This is a genomic window from Geomonas oryzae (genome assembly GCF_004117875.1).
GTDB classification, from domain to species: Bacteria; Desulfobacterota; Desulfuromonadia; order Geobacterales; family Geobacteraceae; genus Geomonas; species Geomonas oryzae.
In genome coordinates this window covers 65,176-81,725 of sequence record NZ_RAHW01000010.1, presented here as the reverse complement: position 1 = coordinate 81,725, position 16,550 = coordinate 65,176, and the positions used below count along the sequence as shown (strand labels likewise).

Annotated in this window: 17 protein-coding genes; all 17 read left to right on the top strand. The window is 62.0% G+C overall.

Annotation, left to right across the window (positions count from 1 at the left end; all coding sequences use genetic code 11):
* Positions 1–7 precede the first annotated feature (7 nt).
* The 17 genes from D6Z24_RS20140 to D6Z24_RS20060 all read left to right on the top strand — a co-directional run bounded on the left by D6Z24_RS20140 (position 8) and on the right by D6Z24_RS20060 (position 16,516).
* A complete protein-coding gene (locus tag D6Z24_RS20140) occupies positions 8–1,813 on the top strand; it encodes a thiamine pyrophosphate-binding protein (protein WP_129128409.1) in 1,806 nt (601 codons plus the stop codon).
* Positions 1,814–1,831: 18 nt separating this feature from the next.
* On the top strand, positions 1,832–2,713 hold the full coding sequence (locus D6Z24_RS20135) for an acetaldehyde dehydrogenase (acetylating) (RefSeq protein ID WP_129128408.1): 882 nt from the start codon (positions 1,832–1,834) through the stop codon (positions 2,711–2,713).
* Positions 2,710–3,723 (top strand): 4-hydroxy-2-oxovalerate aldolase, encoded by a 1,014-nt coding sequence (gene dmpG / locus D6Z24_RS20130; RefSeq protein ID WP_129128407.1) that lies wholly within the window; start codon positions 2,710–2,712, stop codon positions 3,721–3,723. The genes D6Z24_RS20135 and dmpG overlap by 4 nt, the downstream gene beginning before the upstream one ends.
* Before the next feature lies 1 nt (position 3,724).
* The gene (locus D6Z24_RS20125) at positions 3,725–4,777 is read left to right on the top strand and encodes an NAD-dependent epimerase/dehydratase family protein (RefSeq protein WP_129128406.1); all 1,053 of its coding nucleotides are present in this window, start codon (positions 3,725–3,727) and stop codon (positions 4,775–4,777) included.
* Positions 4,778–4,829: 52 nt separating this feature from the next.
* Positions 4,830–5,777 carry a hypothetical protein gene (locus D6Z24_RS20120; RefSeq protein ID WP_129128405.1) on the top strand — a complete coding sequence of 316 codons (948 nt, stop codon included), beginning with the start codon at positions 4,830–4,832 and terminating at the stop codon, positions 5,775–5,777.
* Positions 5,778–5,844: 67 nt separating this feature from the next.
* On the top strand, positions 5,845–6,210 hold the full coding sequence (locus D6Z24_RS20115) for a four helix bundle protein (protein ID WP_129128404.1): 366 nt from the start codon (positions 5,845–5,847) through the stop codon (positions 6,208–6,210).
* 65 nt (positions 6,211–6,275) lie between these two features.
* A complete protein-coding gene (hldE, locus tag D6Z24_RS20110) occupies positions 6,276–7,739 on the top strand; it encodes a bifunctional D-glycero-beta-D-manno-heptose-7-phosphate kinase/D-glycero-beta-D-manno-heptose 1-phosphate adenylyltransferase HldE (RefSeq protein WP_129128403.1) in 1,464 nt (487 codons plus the stop codon).
* Positions 7,740–7,814: 75 nt separating this feature from the next.
* Positions 7,815–8,867 carry a GDP-mannose 4,6-dehydratase gene (gene gmd, locus D6Z24_RS20105; RefSeq protein WP_129128402.1) on the top strand — a complete coding sequence of 351 codons (1,053 nt, stop codon included), beginning with the start codon at positions 7,815–7,817 and terminating at the stop codon, positions 8,865–8,867.
* On the top strand, positions 8,857–9,786 hold the full coding sequence (gene fcl / locus D6Z24_RS20100; RefSeq protein ID WP_129128401.1) for a GDP-L-fucose synthase: 930 nt from the start codon (positions 8,857–8,859) through the stop codon (positions 9,784–9,786). The genes gmd and fcl overlap by 11 nt, the downstream gene beginning before the upstream one ends.
* Before the next feature lie 205 nt (positions 9,787–9,991).
* Complete coding sequence (gene lptC, locus D6Z24_RS20095) at positions 9,992–10,564, top strand: LPS export ABC transporter periplasmic protein LptC (RefSeq protein WP_246014743.1); 573 nt, start codon at positions 9,992–9,994, stop codon at positions 10,562–10,564.
* Positions 10,561–11,061, top strand: a complete 501-nt coding sequence (gene lptA / locus D6Z24_RS20090) for a lipopolysaccharide transport periplasmic protein LptA (protein ID WP_129128399.1) — start codon at positions 10,561–10,563, stop codon at positions 11,059–11,061. The genes lptC and lptA overlap by 4 nt, the downstream gene beginning before the upstream one ends.
* Positions 11,042–11,779, top strand: coding sequence for an LPS export ABC transporter ATP-binding protein (gene lptB, locus D6Z24_RS20085; RefSeq protein WP_129128398.1), 738 nt, complete (start codon positions 11,042–11,044; stop codon positions 11,777–11,779). The genes lptA and lptB overlap by 20 nt, the downstream gene beginning before the upstream one ends.
* Before the next feature lie 219 nt (positions 11,780–11,998).
* Positions 11,999–13,546 (top strand): RNA polymerase factor sigma-54, encoded by a 1,548-nt coding sequence (gene rpoN / locus D6Z24_RS20080; RefSeq protein WP_129128397.1) that lies wholly within the window; start codon positions 11,999–12,001, stop codon positions 13,544–13,546.
* Positions 13,547–13,612: 66 nt separating this feature from the next.
* Positions 13,613–14,161: a ribosome hibernation-promoting factor, HPF/YfiA family gene (gene hpf / locus D6Z24_RS20075; RefSeq protein ID WP_129128396.1), complete on the top strand. Its 549-nt coding sequence runs from the start codon at positions 13,613–13,615 to the stop codon at positions 14,159–14,161.
* Between the two features lie 148 nt (positions 14,162–14,309).
* The gene (gene hprK / locus D6Z24_RS20070; RefSeq protein ID WP_162605201.1) at positions 14,310–15,260 is read left to right on the top strand and encodes an HPr(Ser) kinase/phosphatase; all 951 of its coding nucleotides are present in this window, start codon (positions 14,310–14,312) and stop codon (positions 15,258–15,260) included.
* Positions 15,261–16,124, top strand: coding sequence for an RNase adapter RapZ (gene rapZ, locus D6Z24_RS20065; RefSeq protein WP_129128394.1), 864 nt, complete (start codon positions 15,261–15,263; stop codon positions 16,122–16,124). It begins immediately after the preceding gene.
* Positions 16,121–16,516: a PTS sugar transporter subunit IIA gene (locus tag D6Z24_RS20060; protein WP_129128393.1), complete on the top strand. Its 396-nt coding sequence runs from the start codon at positions 16,121–16,123 to the stop codon at positions 16,514–16,516. Before rapZ ends, D6Z24_RS20060 begins: the two co-directional genes overlap by 4 nt.
* The last annotated feature ends 34 nt before the right edge of the window (positions 16,517–16,550 follow it).

Sequence of the window (16,550 nt, the reverse complement as noted above, 5' to 3'; positions counted from 1 at the left end):
TTCACCAATGGAAATGCGAGTCTCTGATTACATAGCCAAGCATCTGGCCGATTACGGCGCCCGGACCGCTTTCATGCTTTCGGGTGGTGGAATGATGCACTTGATCGACGCGGTTGGGCGCGAAGAAAGGATCCGTTACTACTGCAACCACCACGAGCAGGCTTCCGCCATGGCCGCAGAGGGGTACGCCCGTCAGACCGGGAAACTGGCCGTCTGCTACGGTACCAGCGGCCCGGGAGGGACCAATCTCGTGACGGGGATTGCCGGCGCCTGGCTCGACTCCTCACCGATCCTATTCCTGACGGGGCAGAGCAAGCTCCCTTGCACCATCCACGGCTCCGGCATCTCGGGGCTGCGCCAGTATGGCACCTTCGAGGTCAACATCGTCCCCATCGTCAGTTCGATCACCAAGTACTCGGTGCTGCTGGACGACCCGAAGCTGGTCCGGTACCACCTGGAAAAGGCGATCCACCTCGCCACCGGCGGTCGTCCTGGGCCCGTGCTTCTCGACGTGCCGCTGGACATCCAGGGGGCGAGGGTGAAGGTGGACGAACTGGTCGGCTTCACCCCGGAGCCTGCCGATACGGAGGAGCTGGAAGGGGCCTTGCTGGAACGGATTCTCGTGAAACTCAAGGAGGCGAAACGTCCGTTGATCCTCGCCGGACACGGCATCAACTGCGCGGGTCGCGCGGAGCAGTTTCGCACTTTCGCCTCGGCACTGAACGTCCCTGTGGTCACCACGCAGCTGGCGAAGGATCTCCTTCCCTACGATTCCCCGATTTTCGTCGGACATCCCGGCGTGAAAGGGGACCGGGCGGGGAATTTCGCGGTGCAAAACGCCGACCTGATTCTCTCGCTCGGGTCGAGCCTGCACGAGCAGACCACGGGCTACGAGGCGGACGGCTTCGCCCCTGACGCCTATAAGATTCAGGTGGAGATGGACCGCGCCGTATTGCAACGCGAGCACGTGGGGGTCGACCTGAAGGTGAACTGCAGTGTGCAGACCTTCCTGGGAAAGGGAGTTTCCCTCCCCGGAGCTCTGGCGGATGGCGGCCGTGAAACGGCAACTGCGCGGGCGGCGTGGCTGGAGCGCTGTGTGGCATGGAAGAGGACGTACGCCGTAACGGCGGAGCCACACCTCCTGGAAGGGGATATCAACTACTACGAGTTCGCTGACCGCTTGAGCGACGCCGTCTCTGAAGACGCAACCGTGGTGACCGATGCGGGTTCAGCATTCTACGTGATGGGGCAGGCCTTCAAGGCCAAGAAGGGGCAGCGTTACATCGTCTCGGGTGCCCTGGGCGCTATGGGGTACGCCCTTCCGGCTAGTATCGGTGCCAGCGTCGCCGACCCGGAGCGGACGGTTGTCTGCGTCACCGGGGACGGTTCTCTGCATTTGAACTGCCACGAGTTGCAGGTGGTGCGACACCACAACCTGAACTTAAAGCTGTTCGTGGTGAACAACGGCGGTTACGTCTCGATCAGGAACACTCAGAACTCCTTCTTCAACGGGAACCTTGTTGGAGCGAGCGACGACTCCGGCGTCTCCATTCCACCCCTGGACAAGCTGGCACAGGCCTACGGGCTCCCCTACCTCGACTGCTCCGGCAGGGACCGGCTGGACGAGGTTCTGGCCCGGGCGCTTGCCGTGCAAGGGCCGGTGTTGGTGGATATTCGGGCCCAGTACGACCAGAAGATCATCCCGTCGGTCTCCTCGAAGGTGATGCCGGACGGGAGCATGAAATCGATGCCGCTGCATCACATGTTCCCCTTCCTGGACGACGTGGAGATAGCGGGAAACATGAAGAACTGAAGACGGATAGAGGTGAATATGGAAAAGCTAAAGGTCGCCATACTCGGCAGCGGCAACATCGGCACCGATCTCTTGTACAAGGTGCTGCGTTCATCGTGGCTCGAGTGTTCTATGTTTATAGGCCGCAACCTTTCCTCAAAGGGGATGTCGCGTGCTCTGAGCCTCGGGGTCCCGGTCTCAGACAAGGGGATCGAGTGCATCAGGGAGAACCCGGAGTGCTGCGATATAGTCTTCGATTGCACCTCGGCCATGAGCCACAACCTACACGCGCCGCTACTGGCCCAGCTCGGCATCATCGCCATAGACCTCACCCCGGCGAAACTCGGGCCGTTCTGCATACCAGCGATCAACCTCGACGCCTGCCTGAACGACGTCAACATCAACATGATCACCTGCGGCGGACAGGCCTCGATTCCACTGGCTTGGGTCATCGGCCAGACGCAGAAGAACGTGGATTACATCGAGGTTGTCTCCACCATTGCCTCCAAGAGCGCCGGACCCGCGACGCGTCTGAATCTGGACGAGTACATAGAGACCACCGAGAAGGGGGTGAAGATGTTCTCCGGTTGCGGCCGGGCCAAGGCAATTCTGAACCTGAACCCGGCGGAGCCGTGCATCGACATGCAGACCACCGTCTACGCGAAGCTCCCCGAAGTTGACCTCCCGGCTCTGCAGCAGGGAGTCCGGGACATGGTCGAGAAGATTCAGCAGTACGTGCCGAGCTACAAACTGGTGATCCCCCCGACCTACGAGAACAACCGGGTCATCATGTCGGTAAGGGTGAAGGGAATCGGGGACTTCCTGCCTAGCTACGCCGGGAACCTTGACATCATCAACTGCGCCGCCATCGCCGTCGCCGAGGAATTCGCAAAAAAACGCAGTGAACAGGGGGTGATATGAGGAATGTCATCATCAGCGACGCAACGTTGAGAGACGGTTCCCACGCGCTGTCCCACCAACTTACCAAGGGGCAGATCGCCGCGTATGCCCAAGCCGCCGACGCCGCCGGGGTGCCGATTGTGGAAGTCGGGCACGGCAACGGGCTCGGGGCGTCCTCACTGCAGGTGGGGCTCAGCCTGCTCGACGACCGGGAGATGCTGCAGACGGCCCGTGAAAACCTCTCCCGTTCGCGCCTGGGGATCCACGTCATCCCCGGATTCGCCACCATCAATAACGACCTCCGCTTCGCCTTCGATTACGGCGTAGACGTGGTGCGGGTGGCGAGCCACTGCACCGAGGCCGACATCACCGAGCGCCACATAAGCTTCACCCGCGAACAGGGCAAGGAGGCGTACGGTGTCCTGATGATGAGCCACATGGCTCCCAAGGAGGTGCTGCTGGACGAGGCGCTCAAGATGCAGTCCTATGGCGCCGAGGCTGTCATCATCATGGACTCCGCCGGCGCATATCTCCCGACGGACGTGATGGATCGGGTTGGGCATCTTGCGCGCTCTTTGAAGATCCCCGTCGGCTTCCATGCCCACAACAACCTCGGTATGGCCGTGGCGAATTCGGTGGCGGCAGTGGAGGCCGGCGCTCGCATCATAGACGGGGCTTCCAGGGGACTTGGCGCCGGCGCCGGCAACGCCCAGATGGAGGTCGTCGTGGCCGTGTTCGAGCGTCTGCAGATCAAGACGGGGATCGACCTTTACAAGGCACTGGACGCGGCCGATATCGTGGAAAAGAGCATCATGGCCAGCATCCCGTACATCAGCAGCGTGAGCCTCGTGAGCGGGCTCTCCGGCGTCTTCTCCGGTTTTTCAAAGCACGTGACCCTCGCGGCGATCGAATACGGCGTGGATCCAAGGGACATCTTCTTCGAACTGGGAGCGCGCAAGGTGGTCGGCGGGCAGGAGGACAAGATCGTCGAGGTGGCGATGGAACTCAAGGACAGGAGAGAGCGAGGCTGACATGGAAAAACTGCTGAGGGAAATGATCGCAGCCGACTGTCAGGAAGTGGTCGGCTCCTCGCCGGAAGCGCTGGATAAGCTGCGCAACCGGCTTTTGTACGTTACCGGAGGCACCGGCTTCGTCGGCACCTGGATCGCTGAAATGGTCTGCTACCTGAACCAGGTGCACGGTTTCGGTACCGGATTGATCCTGCTGGCGCGCGACCTCGATACCTTCAGGAAGAAGGCCCCGCACCTGGTGCGATGCCCAGAGATCCGGCTAGTCGGTTCGGACGTGCGCGACGTGATCGACCTGCCGTCCGAAGTCGACTACGTCATCCATGCGGCCGCCACCCCGGACAACAGGCAGCACATGACGAACCCGATCAGCGTCATGGACACCATCACCAGGGGGACGGCCACCATACTCGACGCGGCGGCGAACCTCCCGCACCTCGCAAAGATCCTGAACGTGAGCTCCGGCCAGGTCTACGGGCGCCAGTCCCTGGCCGGTACGGCCATAACCGAGGACACCGTAGGCGAGATACCGGTCAACTCCATCACCTCGGTCTACCCCGGCGCCAAGCGCTACGCCGAGACGCTCTGCAGCGCCTACTGGAGTTCTCGCAAACTTCCCATCGTCACGGCGCGCCCTTTCGCCTTCATGGGGCCTTACCAGTCGCTGGACAAGCCTTGGGCCATCAACAACTTCATCCGTGACGCCCTTACCGACAACGCCATCCGCATCCTGAGCGACGGGAAGGCGGTCCGAAGTTACATGTACCCGAGTGACATGGCGTACTGGCTGCTGCGTATGCTGGTAGACGGAGGCTCGGGGATGGCCTACAACCTGGGGAGCCCCTACGGGATCAGTCTGAGGGAGGTGGCGGAGAAGGTGAAGGAATTCTCTGGCATGGCCTCTGAGGTCTTGGTGAGGGGGATGCACGAGGACAACTCGGTCTTCGTCCCGGACCCGGGGCTGGTGTCCGCAAGCCTCAAGCTCGAGGTGAAGGTTGATATAGACCAGACGCTGAAACGCTCGCTGCGATGGTTCCGCGAGACGGTGAAGCGTTGAGCCCGGTCTCCGCAGAGGCCGGCAGATCACATATGCAAGGTAAAAGGAAGATATGAGCTACCAACCAATGGATTTCTCCGGTGTCACCACCTATCCCATCGCTACGCGCAAGAACAAGATGAACGTGAAGGACGACTTCGGGGAGCCGGTGCGTTCCGGCATGACCGTATCCGATCTGCTCGCCGCCATGCCGAACCAGTTGGGGGCGCAGGCCCTGAACCGGATCATCGATGCCGTCGTCGCCGCCAGGAAAAAAGGGAAGCCGGTCGTCATGGCGATGGGGGGGCACGTCATCAAGTGCGGGCTGCAGCCGGTCTTGAAGGCGCTGATCGAGGCCGACGTGATCACCGCGGTCGCCCTTAACGGCGCCGGTTCCATCCACGATTTCGAGATCGCGCTCATCGGCGCCACCAGCGAGGATGTGGGCGTCGTGCTGCACGCGGGCAACTTCGGCATGGCCGAGGAGACCGGGGCGCAGATCAACGCCGCGCTCAAGGAAGGGGTCGCCAAGGGGCTCGGGCACGGCGAGTCGCTCGGCAGGATGATACTGGAGCGCGAGCTCCCGTTTCGCGAGCAGAGCCTTCTTGCCACCTGCGTGAAGAAGGGGATCCCGATCACCGTCCATGTCGCGGTCGGTACCGACATCACCCACCAGCACCCCTCCGCCGACGGCGCGGTCATCGGCGCGGCGAGCTACACCGATTTCCAGATCTTCACCTCCGTGGTCTCGCAGTTGGGTGACGGCGGCGTTTATCTCAACATCGGCAGCGCCGTGCTTCTGCCCGAGGTGTTCCTGAAGGCCCTCTCCATCGCGCAGAACCTCGGGCACCACGTCGATCACTTCACCACGGCGAACTTCGACATGCAGCAGCACTACCGTCCGCTTACCAACGTCGTGAAGCGGCCGACTTCCGGCAAGAGCCACGGCTACACCGTGACCGGGCACCACGAGATCATGATCCCCCTCCTCGCGGCGGGCATCTTGGACAGGATGGCCTAAACCCGTTCAACGTTCAACGTTCGACGTTCAAGAAAACTTGCCTGTTAGCCGAATAGGAGGTGACGTCTTGAGAATAGAGCGCTTTGAAGATGTTGATTCATGGAAACAAGCTCGTTTACTTGTGGCGGATATCTATAAACTCCTTGGTGAATGCAAGGATTATGGATTCAAGGATCAGATACAGCGAGCAGCCGTATCGGTTATGTCCAATATCGCGGAAGGCTTTGACAGAGGCAGCAACAGGGAATTGATTCAGTACCTCATCGTTTCCCGTGGGTCCCTTTCCGAGGTCAAAAGTCTTGCCTATGCCGGCTTGGACATCGGTTATTTCAGCCATGCATCATTTGAAGAAGTCATCATGCGCTGTAACCGGATTAGCAACACACTAAATGGATTCATCAGGTTCTTGAAGACGTCCGAACGTAAGGGATAGCCGGCCTGGAAGAAGTTGTCGACGAACGTTGAACGTTGAACGCTGAACGTTTTTTGGAGAGAGTTATGGATAGAAGAGAAATAGAATCACTTTTCGAGCGCGCCGGATCGATACGGGTTTTGGTCATAGGCGATCTCATGCTGGACGAGTACCTGTGGGGCAAGGCCGAGCGCATCTCGCCGGAGGCACCGGTCCAGGTGGTCGAGGTGTCCCATGAGGACCTGCGTCTCGGCGGCGCGGGCAACGTGGTAAACAACCTGATCGCCCTGGGATGCCAGGTGGCGGTCTGCTCGGTGATCGGCGGCGACGAGGACGGAGAACTGCTGCGAGGCGCCATGGAGGAAAAAGGCGTGGACCTCGCGGGGCTCTTCCAGGACCCCGAAAGAAAAACGAGCAAGAAGACCCGCGTGCTCGCCGCGCACCAGCAGATCGTGCGCATCGACCGGGAAACGAAGTCGGTGCTTGGTCTTGCGACCGAAAGGGTGCTCCTTGACTACGTGGAGGCGCACCTGTCGGGCTTCGACGTCGTCGTGGTCTCGGACTACATGAAGGGGGTGCTCACCCCGGCGGTCCTCTCCGCCATCTGCAAAAAGGGGCGCGCACTCGGCGTGCCGGTGGTCGTCGACCCGAAGGGGAACGACTTCGGCAAGTACCGCGGCGCAACGCTGCTCACCCCGAACCGCAAGGAGGCGGAGATCGCCTCGGGGACCGCCATCACCGACATGACTTCGCTGGAAAAGGCGGCCGACACCATCCTCTCCGACCTCGAGCTCGATGCGCTCCTCATCACCCGCAGCGAAGCGGGGATGTCGCTCTTCCCGGTCCGCGGGGAGGCTGTGCACATCCCGACCGTGGCCCGCGAGGTCTTCGACGTGACCGGGGCGGGCGATACCGTCATCTCGGTCCTCTCCCTGGGGATCGCCTGCGGCCTCACCATAGCCGACGCCGCCTGGGTGGCCAACGTCGCCGCCGGCATCGCCGTGGGTAAGCTCGGCACCTCCACCGTCTCCCCGGAGGAGATCGTCGCCGAGGCGGCGCACGGCCTGAGCGACAGCGACGCCAAGATCAAGAACCTCGACGTCCTCACCCACCTGATCGCCAAGGCGCACGAGCGCGGCAAGAAGGTGGTCTTCACCAACGGCTGCTTCGATCTATTGCACGTGGGGCACGTGAAGTATCTGCAGAAGGCGCGCGAGTTGGGCGACATCCTCGTCGTGGGGCTCAACACGGACGCCTCGGTGCGCCGCCTTAAAGGGGAGGGGAGACCGCTCATCCAGGAGTCGGAGCGGGCGCACATCCTCGCGGCGCTCGGCTGCATCGACTACGTCGTGCTCTTCGACGAGGACACCCCGCTCAAGGTGATCGAGGCGCTGCGCCCGGCCATCCTGGTCAAGGGGGGAGACTACAGCATCGAGAACGTGGTCGGGCGCGAGGTGGTCGAGGCCAACGGCGGCAGGGTCGCCCTCATCGAGTTCGTCGACGGCCGCTCCACGACCAGGATTATCGAAAAGATCCTTGCTTCGGGGTAAAAGTGCGCCGCCAGGGCTTGAGGTGCGCCGCTTCTATGTTATTCATTTTGAGTTCTTTATTTTCCCGGAGGGGTCATGAAAAAAGCGTTCATCACGGGGATCACCGGACAGGACGGCTCGTATCTGGCGGAACTGCTGCTCTCCAAGGGGTACGAGGTGCACGGCATGATCCGCCGCTCCTCCTCCTTCAACACCGGCAGGATCGATCACATCTACCGCGACCCGCATGAGGAGGATACCCGCCTCTTTCTCCACTACGGCGACCTGAACGACGCGAGTTCCATCAACCGCCTCTTGCGCGAAGTCCACCCCGACGAGATCTACAACCTGGGCGCCCAGAGCCACGTCCGCGTCTCCTTCGACGTCCCGGAGTACACCGGCGAGGTCGACGCGCTCGGCGCGGTGCGCATCCTGGAGGGGATCCGGGAGGCGGGGCTCAACACCCGCTTCTACCAGGCCTCCTCCTCGGAGCTCTACGGCAAGGTGGTCGAGACGCCGCAGCGCGAGACGACTCCCTTCTACCCCCGCTCCCCGTACGCCTGCGCCAAGGCATACGCCTTCTACATCACCATGAACTACCGCGAGAGCTACGGCATGTTCGCCTGCAACGGCATCCTCTTCAACCACGAGTCGCCGCGCCGCGGCGAGACCTTCGTCACGAGGAAGATCACTCGCGCCGCGGCGCGCATAAAACTCGGGCTGCAGGAGCGTCTCTACCTGGGGAACCTGGAGGCGAAGAGGGACTGGGGCTTTGCCGGCGATTACGTGGAGGCGATGTGGCGCATGCTGCAGGCGGACCAGCCTGCCGATTACGTGGTGGCGACGGGCGAGACCCACAGCGTGCGCGAGTTCGCCGAGATCGTCTTCGGCAGCCTCGACATGCCGCTTGCCTGGGAAGGAACTGGGGAAAAGGAAGTCGGCATCAACCGGGCCACCGGCAAGACCGTCATCGAGATCGACCCGCGCTACTTCCGCCCCGCCGAGGTGGACCTTCTCCTGGGCGACGCGGGCAAGGCCAAGCGCGAGCTCGGGTGGGAGCCGAAGACGTCTTTCGCCGAGCTGGTGCGGATGATGACGCAGGCCGACCTGGCCTACGCCGAACGGGAGCAACGGGCGGATGGAAAATAACGCGAAGATCTTCGTCGCCGGCCATCGCGGCCTGGTGGGGTCCGCCCTGGTGCGGGAACTGGAGCGTCGCGGCTTCGAGAACCTCGTGCTGCGCAAAAGCTCCGAGGTCGACCTGCGCGACCAGGCGGCGGCGCGCGCCTTCTTCGAGGCGGAGCGCCCCGATTACGTTCTCCTGGCCGCCGCCAAGGTGGGGGGAATCGTCGCCAACAACAGCTTCCCGGCCGACTTCATCTACGACAACCTGATGATCCAGAACAACGTGATCCACTCGAGCTACCTCGTCGGCGTAAAGAAGCTCCTCATGCTCGGCTCCACCTGCATCTATCCGAGGCTCGCGCCGCAGCCGATCCGGGAGGAGTCCCTGCTCACCGGTCCGCTCGAGCCGACCAACGAGCCGTACGCCATCGCGAAGATCGCCGGCATCAAGATGTGCCAGTCCTACAACCGCCAGTACGGCACCAGGTTCATCTGCGCCATGCCGACGAACCTTTACGGCCCGAACGACAACTTCGACCTCACCACCTCGCACGTGCTCCCCGCCCTCATCCGCAGGTTCCACGAGGCGAAGGCGTCGGGCGCCGCCGATGTCACCATCTGGGGGACCGGCACCCCGTACCGCGAGTTCGTGCACGTGGACGACGTGGCGCGCGCCTCGCTCTTTCTCATGGAGCGCTACGAGGGGTGGGACCCGGTGAACGTGGGGAGCGGGGAGGAGATCACCATAGCGGATCTGGCGCAGAAGATCGCCGCCGTCGTCGGCTTCACGGGAAAGATCCTCTTCGACAGCTCCAAGCCAGACGGCACCCCCAGAAAACTCTGCGACGTGAGCCGGATTCACGAACTCGGCTGGCGCCACGAGATCGAGCTCGACGAGGGGCTCGCGGGTACCTACCGGTGGTACCTGGAAAACCGCGCCTGAACCGTCAACTTTCCCGACATCCTGCCGTACTGATCGCCCCGGTTTTGCCGGGGCGGTCGTCTCTCATCTGGACCGCAGCCCCGCATCCTAAGCCCCGTGAACTGCCGTTTTTTTGCCTTTTTCAATCTTTGTGCCAAAACTTTCACGGCGCAGCAAAATGCGCTTTACAGTGAATTTTTTAGATGCTATACTTTGCCTCGAAATCATGCATAACTTCAATAATTTCAAGCGATTCCTCGGCTTCCTGGCAGTAGTTGCCTCCCTGTTGGTGATAGCCACCATAGTTTTCCGAATGCAGCAGGAAGCTGCGCCGAGACTCGCGGTGCGCAAGCTTCCCGTGCAGGTGGATGTCTCCCTGCAGAAGTTCCATTACACGGAAACCAAACAGGGGGTTAAACGGTGGGAACTCGCCGCGGACCGGGCCGAGTATAACAAGAAATCCGACATCTCCTATCTGACGGGGGTGCGGATGCTGGTGCATGGTGCGGGCGGCGTGGGCGATCTCGAGATCACCGCGCAGCATGCCGAGTACCATAACGGCACCAGGGATGTCGCCCTCATCGGAGACGTGCGTGGGAAAAGCGACAAGGGGTACGGCTTTTTTGCTCCCCGCGTCAACTACATCGCGGCGCGCACCCTGTTGACGACCGCGGAGCGGGTAAGGCTCACCGATGTCGGGAGCCAGTTGGAAGGAACGGGAATGGAGTATCAGACGCAGACGAGGAAGTTCAAGTTGATGAAAGACGTAACCGCAACGTACCGGCAGGAGGGGAAATGATGAGACGTATCCTCTTCGGCTCGGTTCTAGCTCTTTCGCTCTTCGCGGCGGCGGCCTTCGGCGCCCAGGGGACGGGCAGCAGCAAAGAGCCTTTAAAAGTAAAGTCCGACACGCTTACCACCGATAACGAGAAGAAGACCGCCACCTTCGAAGGGAAAGTGGTCGCGCGCCAGGGGGACATGACGCTCTACGCGGACCGTCTCGTCGTCTCCTACAGCGGCCCCGGCAATGAGGTGAGCCAGGTCGAGGCCTTCGGAAACGTACGCATCGTGCAACTGGAGCGGCAGGCGACCGGCGCCCACGGCGTCTACGACCCGAAGACGGCGCGCATCACACTGGACGGCAACCCGAGGGTGGTATCCGGCGAAGACGTCGTCACCGGAAAGGTCATCGTATATTACGTGAACGAGCAGAAAAGCGTCGTCACCAGCGGTCCGAAGGAGCGGGTGGAAGCGGTCATCCATCCGGGGGGTAAAGATGCCGGGCAGAAGCGGTAGCACCCTCTACACCAAGGGGCTCGCCAAGGGTTTCAACAAGCGGATGGTGGTGAAGGGGGTCGACCTCGAACTCCACGCCGGAGAGGTCGTGGGGCTTTTGGGTCCCAACGGCGCCGGCAAGACCACCACCTTCTACATGGTGGTGGGGCTCACCAGACCGGACGAGGGGGAGGTTTTCCTCGACGGCGACCCGATCACCGGGCTCCCCATGTACCAGCGGGCGCGGCGCGGCATCAGCTACCTGCCGCAGGAGCCGTCCGTGTTTCGGCGCCTGACGGTGAGGGACAACCTTCTGGCCGTTTTGGAGACCATGGACCTCACCCCGGTAAGGCGTCGCGAGCGCGTCGAGGAGCTCCTCGCCGAGTTTCGCATCGGTCACATCGCGGGGAGCCGCGGCTACGCCCTCTCCGGTGGAGAGAGGCGCCGCGTCGAGATCGCCCGGGCGCTTGCCACCGATCCCGCCTTCATCCTCCTTGATGAGCCGTTCGCGGGGATCGATCCGATCGCGGTGATCGACATCCAGAGCATCATCACCGCGTTGAAGGAGAAGGGGCTCGGTGTCCTCATTTCCGACCACAACGTCCGCGAGACCTTGGGTGTTTGCGACAAGGCCTACATCATGAACGCGGGCGAGGTGCTCGAAGTGGGCGATCCGGTGCAGATTTCCCAAAGCAAGAAGGCGCGCGAGATCTATCTCGGGGACAAGTTCAAGCTGTAAAACGAGAAGACGTTCAACGTTCAGCGTTCAACGTTCTAATAAGAAAAGACGAATAGCGGTTTCTATTGCAGCGGAGTACGCTATAATGAGATCAAAGGTTCCCGCTATTCATGAATTGCATGCGAAGAACTGCGGCGGCAAGCCTTGAGTAAACGAAGAACTTGCAACAAACGTTGAACGTTGAACGTTGAACGGGTTCCAAGGTGTCAGTGAGGATTTATGGCAATTGAGATGCGCCAGCAGATGAAGATGAGTCAGCAACTGGTGATGACCCCCCAGTTGCAGCAGGCCATCAAGCTGCTCCAGCTCTCCCGGCTGGAACTCCAGGACGTGGTGCGGCAGGAGCTGGAAGAGAACCCGATCCTCGACGAGGTGATCGAGCAGGAGGAGGTGCGCGAGCCCGAGCAGCTCGAACTGCGCGAGAAGGAGGCCGAACCGGAGGCCGCCGCGAGCGACTTCCAGGAGGTGCGCGCCGGCGAGGAGACCCGCGAGGCGGACTGGGACTCCTACATCGACGGCTACAACTACAGCTCCGGCGAACAGTACTACGACGACGAGGACCGTCCCTCTTTCGAGAACCTCCTCACCAAGAAATCGACCCTTTTCGACCACCTCATCTGGCAGTTGAGCCTCACCCGCCTCACCGACCGCGAGATGGCGATAGGGGCGGAGATCATCGGGAACATCGACGAGGACGGCTACCTGCGTGCCGGGCTCGACGACGTGGCGCAGGCCTGCGTGCAGGCCACCCCCTTCCGCGAGGAGGCGCTCGAGTGGGGCGGGGTCGCCGGTGACGCACCGGAAGAGCAGGTCAACGACACCTTTGACGGCTACGCCGGGAGCGTCCTCGTGCCGCTCGTCGATGCCGTGCTCAAAAGGGTCCAGGAGTTCGATCCGGTAGGCGTCGGCGCCCGCGACCTGCGCGAGTGCCTGCTGTTGCAGGTGGCAAGCCTCGGCATGGGGGGAAGCCTCGTCGAAGCGCTTCTGCGCGACCACCTAAAGGACCTGGAGAGCCACAAGTACAAGCAGGCCGCCAAGGTGCTCGGGGTGGACGTGAACGACATCCTGGCCGCCACCCGCATCATCGCCGAGCTCGACCCGAAGCCCGGGCGCGTCTTCGGCAGCGACGACGTGCAGTACATCTCGGCCGACATCTTCGTGCACAAGGTGGGCGACGAGTACGTGGTGATGCTGAACGACGAGGGGATGCCGAACCTGAGGATCAACCCGCTCTACGCGCCGGACGCCAAGGCGAGCCGTCCGGTGGACAAGGTGGCCGAGGACTACATCGGCGAGAAGATGCGCTCCGCCATCTGGCTCATAAAGAGCATCCAGCAGCGCCAGCGCACCATCTTCAAGGTGGCGAAGAGCATCGTGAAGTTCCAGCGCGACTTCCTGGACCGCGGCATCGAGCACCTGCGCCCGCTGGTTCTGCGCGACATCGCCGAGGACATCGGCATGCACGAGTCCACCATCAGCCGCGTCACCACCAACAAATACATGCAGACCCCCCAGGGGCTCTTCGAACTCAAGTACTTCTTCAACTCGGGGATCTCCACCGGCGAGGGGGATTTCATCGCCTCGGAGAGCGTCAAGAGCAAGATCAAGGAACTCGTCGACAACGAGGACCCCAAGCGCCCCTATTCGGACCAGCGCCTGGCCGAGCTCCTCTCCGACCACAACATCGTCATCGCGCGGCGCACCGTCACCAAGTACCGCGAGATGCTCCGTATCGGCTCCTCCTCGGAGCGCAAGAAGCATTTCTAACGCGGACACCGCCGTCGGCGGCGGCGGGCGGATCGCGTGTATTGACAATAAAGGGAGGTACTTCGTATGCAGATAACCACGACATTCAGGCACATGGAACCGAGCGAAGCCCTGAAAAGCTACGCTGAGGAGAAGCTGGAGAGGGTTAAGAAATATATCGACGACCCGATCGTCGTCCAGGTCTTTTTGACCGTGGAAAAGATCCGCCACCTGGCCGAGGTGACCATTACCGCCAAAGGGATCACCATCAAGGCAGCGGAAGAGACCAACGACATGTACGCCTCCATCGACGCGGTATCCGACAAGATCGAGCGTCAGCTGCGCCGCTTCAAGGAGCGCATCAAGGCGCACAAGCCGGCCGCCGACGCCCGCGAGCGCCAGGTGCAGAAGGCTATCGTTCAGGCCCAGGGTATCGAGGAAGGGACCCAGGCCCCGGTCATCATCAAGACCAAGAGTTTCACCATGAAGCCCATGTCCGTCGAGGAGGCGGTGATGCAGATGGAACTTCTGCACAAGGACTTCCTGGTTTACACCGAGTCCTCCACCGAAACCATCAACGTGGTTTACCGCAGAAAGGACGGCAACTACGGCCTCATCTCTCCGGAGAACCCGTAGTTACTTCCTGACAACTCGATAGCTCCCCGGGGATTTCCCCGGGGACAAGGAAGCGAGGGGAGGCGTCCCCGTGGCGCCTCCCGTTGCGATAACGGCCCCTCGCGGGGCTTTTCGCTTGCACGGGGGAAGGGTCGCAGCATTGACAAGCATGAGCCTCAGCATCAAGGACCTCCTGGAAGACAAGGCGTACGGCCTCGACCTGCAGCTTTTGTGCGGCGACGCGGGGCTCGTCAACCGGCTTTACAGCTCGCGCATCCAGAAACCCGGCTTGGCCCTCACCGGCTACACCGAGCATCTGCATCCGGACCGGGTCCAGGTGCTGGGCAACACCGAGATCTCGTACCTGAGCCAGATCCCCGAGGAGGTCGGCTCGCGCCATATCGAGAAGCTCTGCACCTACCCCATCGCCTGCTTCATCGTCACCAAGGGGCTTGATCCCCCCGAATTCCTGAAGCGCTCGGCGCAAGGGGCGGGGATCCCGCTTCTGGTCACCCATCACCAGTCCTCCACCTTCATAAGCCTCATCACCAAGTTCCTGGAGGAGAGCCTGCTCCCCTCGACCCACATCCACGGCGTTCTCGTGGACGTCTTGGGCGTTGGGGTGCTTTTGCTCGGCAAAAGCGGCATCGGCAAGAGCGAGTGCGCCCTGGACCTCGTGATCCGCGGCCACCGGCTGGTCGCCGACGACGTGATCCACATCAAGAAGAAGATGCCGGCGGCGCTCGTAGGGCAGGCGGGGGAGACCATCCAGTACCACATGGAGATCCGCGGCCTCGGCATCATCAACATCAAGGACCTCTACGGGGTCTCCTCGATCCGCGAGAAGAAGATCATCGACATGGTGCTGGAACTGGTTGAGTGGGACGCGAACCAGGAGTACGAGCGGCTCGGCATCGACGAACCGATGAAGACCATCTTGGGTGTCGACCTGCCGCACGTGAAGATCCCGGTCCGACCGGGGCGCAACCTGACCTCGATCATCGAGGTCGCCGCCAGGAACTTCCTCCTGAAGGGGATGGGATACCACTCGGCCCGGGAGTTCCACGAAAAGCTCCTGGCACGCCTGGAGTTCCGCCCCCTGGGCAACGAGGTGGAGTAGATGCGCATCGTCATCATAACCGGCCTCTCCGGCTCGGGAAAATCGACGGCGGTGAAGGCGCTCGAGGACGAGGGGTTCTTCTGCCTGGACAACCTCCCGGTTTCGCTCGTCGCCACCTTCATAGAGCTCGTCGAGCATTCCCGTGAGGACATCAAGGACGTCGCCCTGGTGATGGACATCAGGAGCCGGGACTTCATCAAGGGGTACGACCAGGTATTCCAGGCCATCGCCTCGGCCGGTCACAGCGTCAAGATCCTCTACTTCGATGCCACCGACCAGGTGCTCATCCGCCGCTTCTCCGAGACCCGGCGCCGCCACCCTGCGCTGGAGGGGGCGAGCGTTCCCGAGGGGATCCGCTTCGAGCGCGACCAGCTCGCGGGCTTAAGGCGCATCGCCACGGCCATCATCGACACCTCGGAGATGAACGTGCACCGCCTGCGCGAGGTGGTGATCGGCCTCGTGAAGGGGAGCGAGGGGGCGCTCGAGATGCAGGTCAACCTGCAGTCGTTCGGCTTCCGTTACGGGCTGCCGCTGGAGAGCGACCTGGTCATGGACGTCCGTTTCCTCCCGAACCCCTATTTCGTGGCGGCGCTGCGTCCCTACTCGGGCCTCGAACCCGCGGTGCGCGACTACGTCCTGGGGCAGAAGGAGACCGAGGTCTTCCTGGAGCGCTTCCGGGACATGCTTGAGTTTTTGCTGCCGGGGTACCGGCGCGAGGGGAAATCGTACCTCTCGGTTTCCATCGGCTGCACCGGCGGCAGGCACCGCTCGGTGGCCATAGCAGAAGAGTTGTACCACTACTTCCGGCAACGGAACGTGAACATAAACGTATCCCACCGGGATATAGAGAAGGGACAGGGATGATAGGACTGCTTTTGGTAGCACACGCCGGCGTGGCAGGGGAGCTTCTCGCCGCGGCGGAGATGATAGTAGGAAAGCTGGAATTAGCCGAGGCGGTGGGGATCGCGCCCGACGCGTCGGCCACCGACGTCATGGCCTCGATAAAGGAGGCGGTTGGGCGTGTTTCCGGCGACGGGGCGATCATCATGACCGACATGTTCGGCGGCACCCCCTCCAACATGAGCATCTCCTTCCTGCAGGAAGGGAAGGTCGAGGTATTGACCGGGGTGAATCTCCCCATGCTGATCCGCTTCACCCAGGAGCGCGGGCGCTCTAGCGTCGCCGAGCTCGCACTGAAGCTGAAGGAGAGCGCCCAGGAAGGGATCACCGTAGCCGGCGATTTCCTGAAGAAGTAATTATAAAGAGGGTTTACCCGCCGTAGCCTCGGCG

What these genes read in the sequence shown, in the direction of transcription:
- dmpG (WP_129128407.1), top strand. Translation starts at nt 2,710, where the DNA reads ATGAGGAATGTCATCATCAGCGACGCAACGTTGAGAGACGGTTCCCAC.
- D6Z24_RS20135 (WP_129128408.1), top strand. Translation starts at nt 1,832, where the DNA reads ATGGAAAAGCTAAAGGTCGCCATACTCGGCAGCGGCAACATCGGCACC.
- hpf (WP_129128396.1), top strand. Translation starts at nt 13,613, where the DNA reads ATGCAGATAACCACGACATTCAGGCACATGGAACCGAGCGAAGCCCTG.
- gmd (WP_129128402.1), top strand. Translation starts at nt 7,815, where the DNA reads ATGAAAAAAGCGTTCATCACGGGGATCACCGGACAGGACGGCTCGTAT.
- rapZ (WP_129128394.1), top strand. Translation starts at nt 15,261, where the DNA reads ATGCGCATCGTCATCATAACCGGCCTCTCCGGCTCGGGAAAATCGACG.
- lptA (WP_129128399.1), top strand. Translation starts at nt 10,561, where the DNA reads ATGATGAGACGTATCCTCTTCGGCTCGGTTCTAGCTCTTTCGCTCTTC.
- lptB (WP_129128398.1), top strand. Translation starts at nt 11,042, where the DNA reads ATGCCGGGCAGAAGCGGTAGCACCCTCTACACCAAGGGGCTCGCCAAG.
- D6Z24_RS20060 (WP_129128393.1), top strand. Translation starts at nt 16,121, where the DNA reads ATGATAGGACTGCTTTTGGTAGCACACGCCGGCGTGGCAGGGGAGCTT.
- D6Z24_RS20120 (WP_129128405.1), top strand. Translation starts at nt 4,830, where the DNA reads ATGAGCTACCAACCAATGGATTTCTCCGGTGTCACCACCTATCCCATC.
- rpoN (WP_129128397.1), top strand. Translation starts at nt 11,999, where the DNA reads ATGGCAATTGAGATGCGCCAGCAGATGAAGATGAGTCAGCAACTGGTG.
- lptC (WP_246014743.1), top strand. Translation starts at nt 9,992, where the DNA reads ATGCATAACTTCAATAATTTCAAGCGATTCCTCGGCTTCCTGGCAGTA.
- D6Z24_RS20125 (WP_129128406.1), top strand. Translation starts at nt 3,725, where the DNA reads ATGGAAAAACTGCTGAGGGAAATGATCGCAGCCGACTGTCAGGAAGTG.
- hprK (WP_162605201.1), top strand. Translation starts at nt 14,310, where the DNA reads ATGAGCCTCAGCATCAAGGACCTCCTGGAAGACAAGGCGTACGGCCTC.
- hldE (WP_129128403.1), top strand. Translation starts at nt 6,276, where the DNA reads ATGGATAGAAGAGAAATAGAATCACTTTTCGAGCGCGCCGGATCGATA.
- fcl (WP_129128401.1), top strand. Translation starts at nt 8,857, where the DNA reads ATGGAAAATAACGCGAAGATCTTCGTCGCCGGCCATCGCGGCCTGGTG.
- D6Z24_RS20140 (WP_129128409.1), top strand. Translation starts at nt 8, where the DNA reads ATGGAAATGCGAGTCTCTGATTACATAGCCAAGCATCTGGCCGATTAC.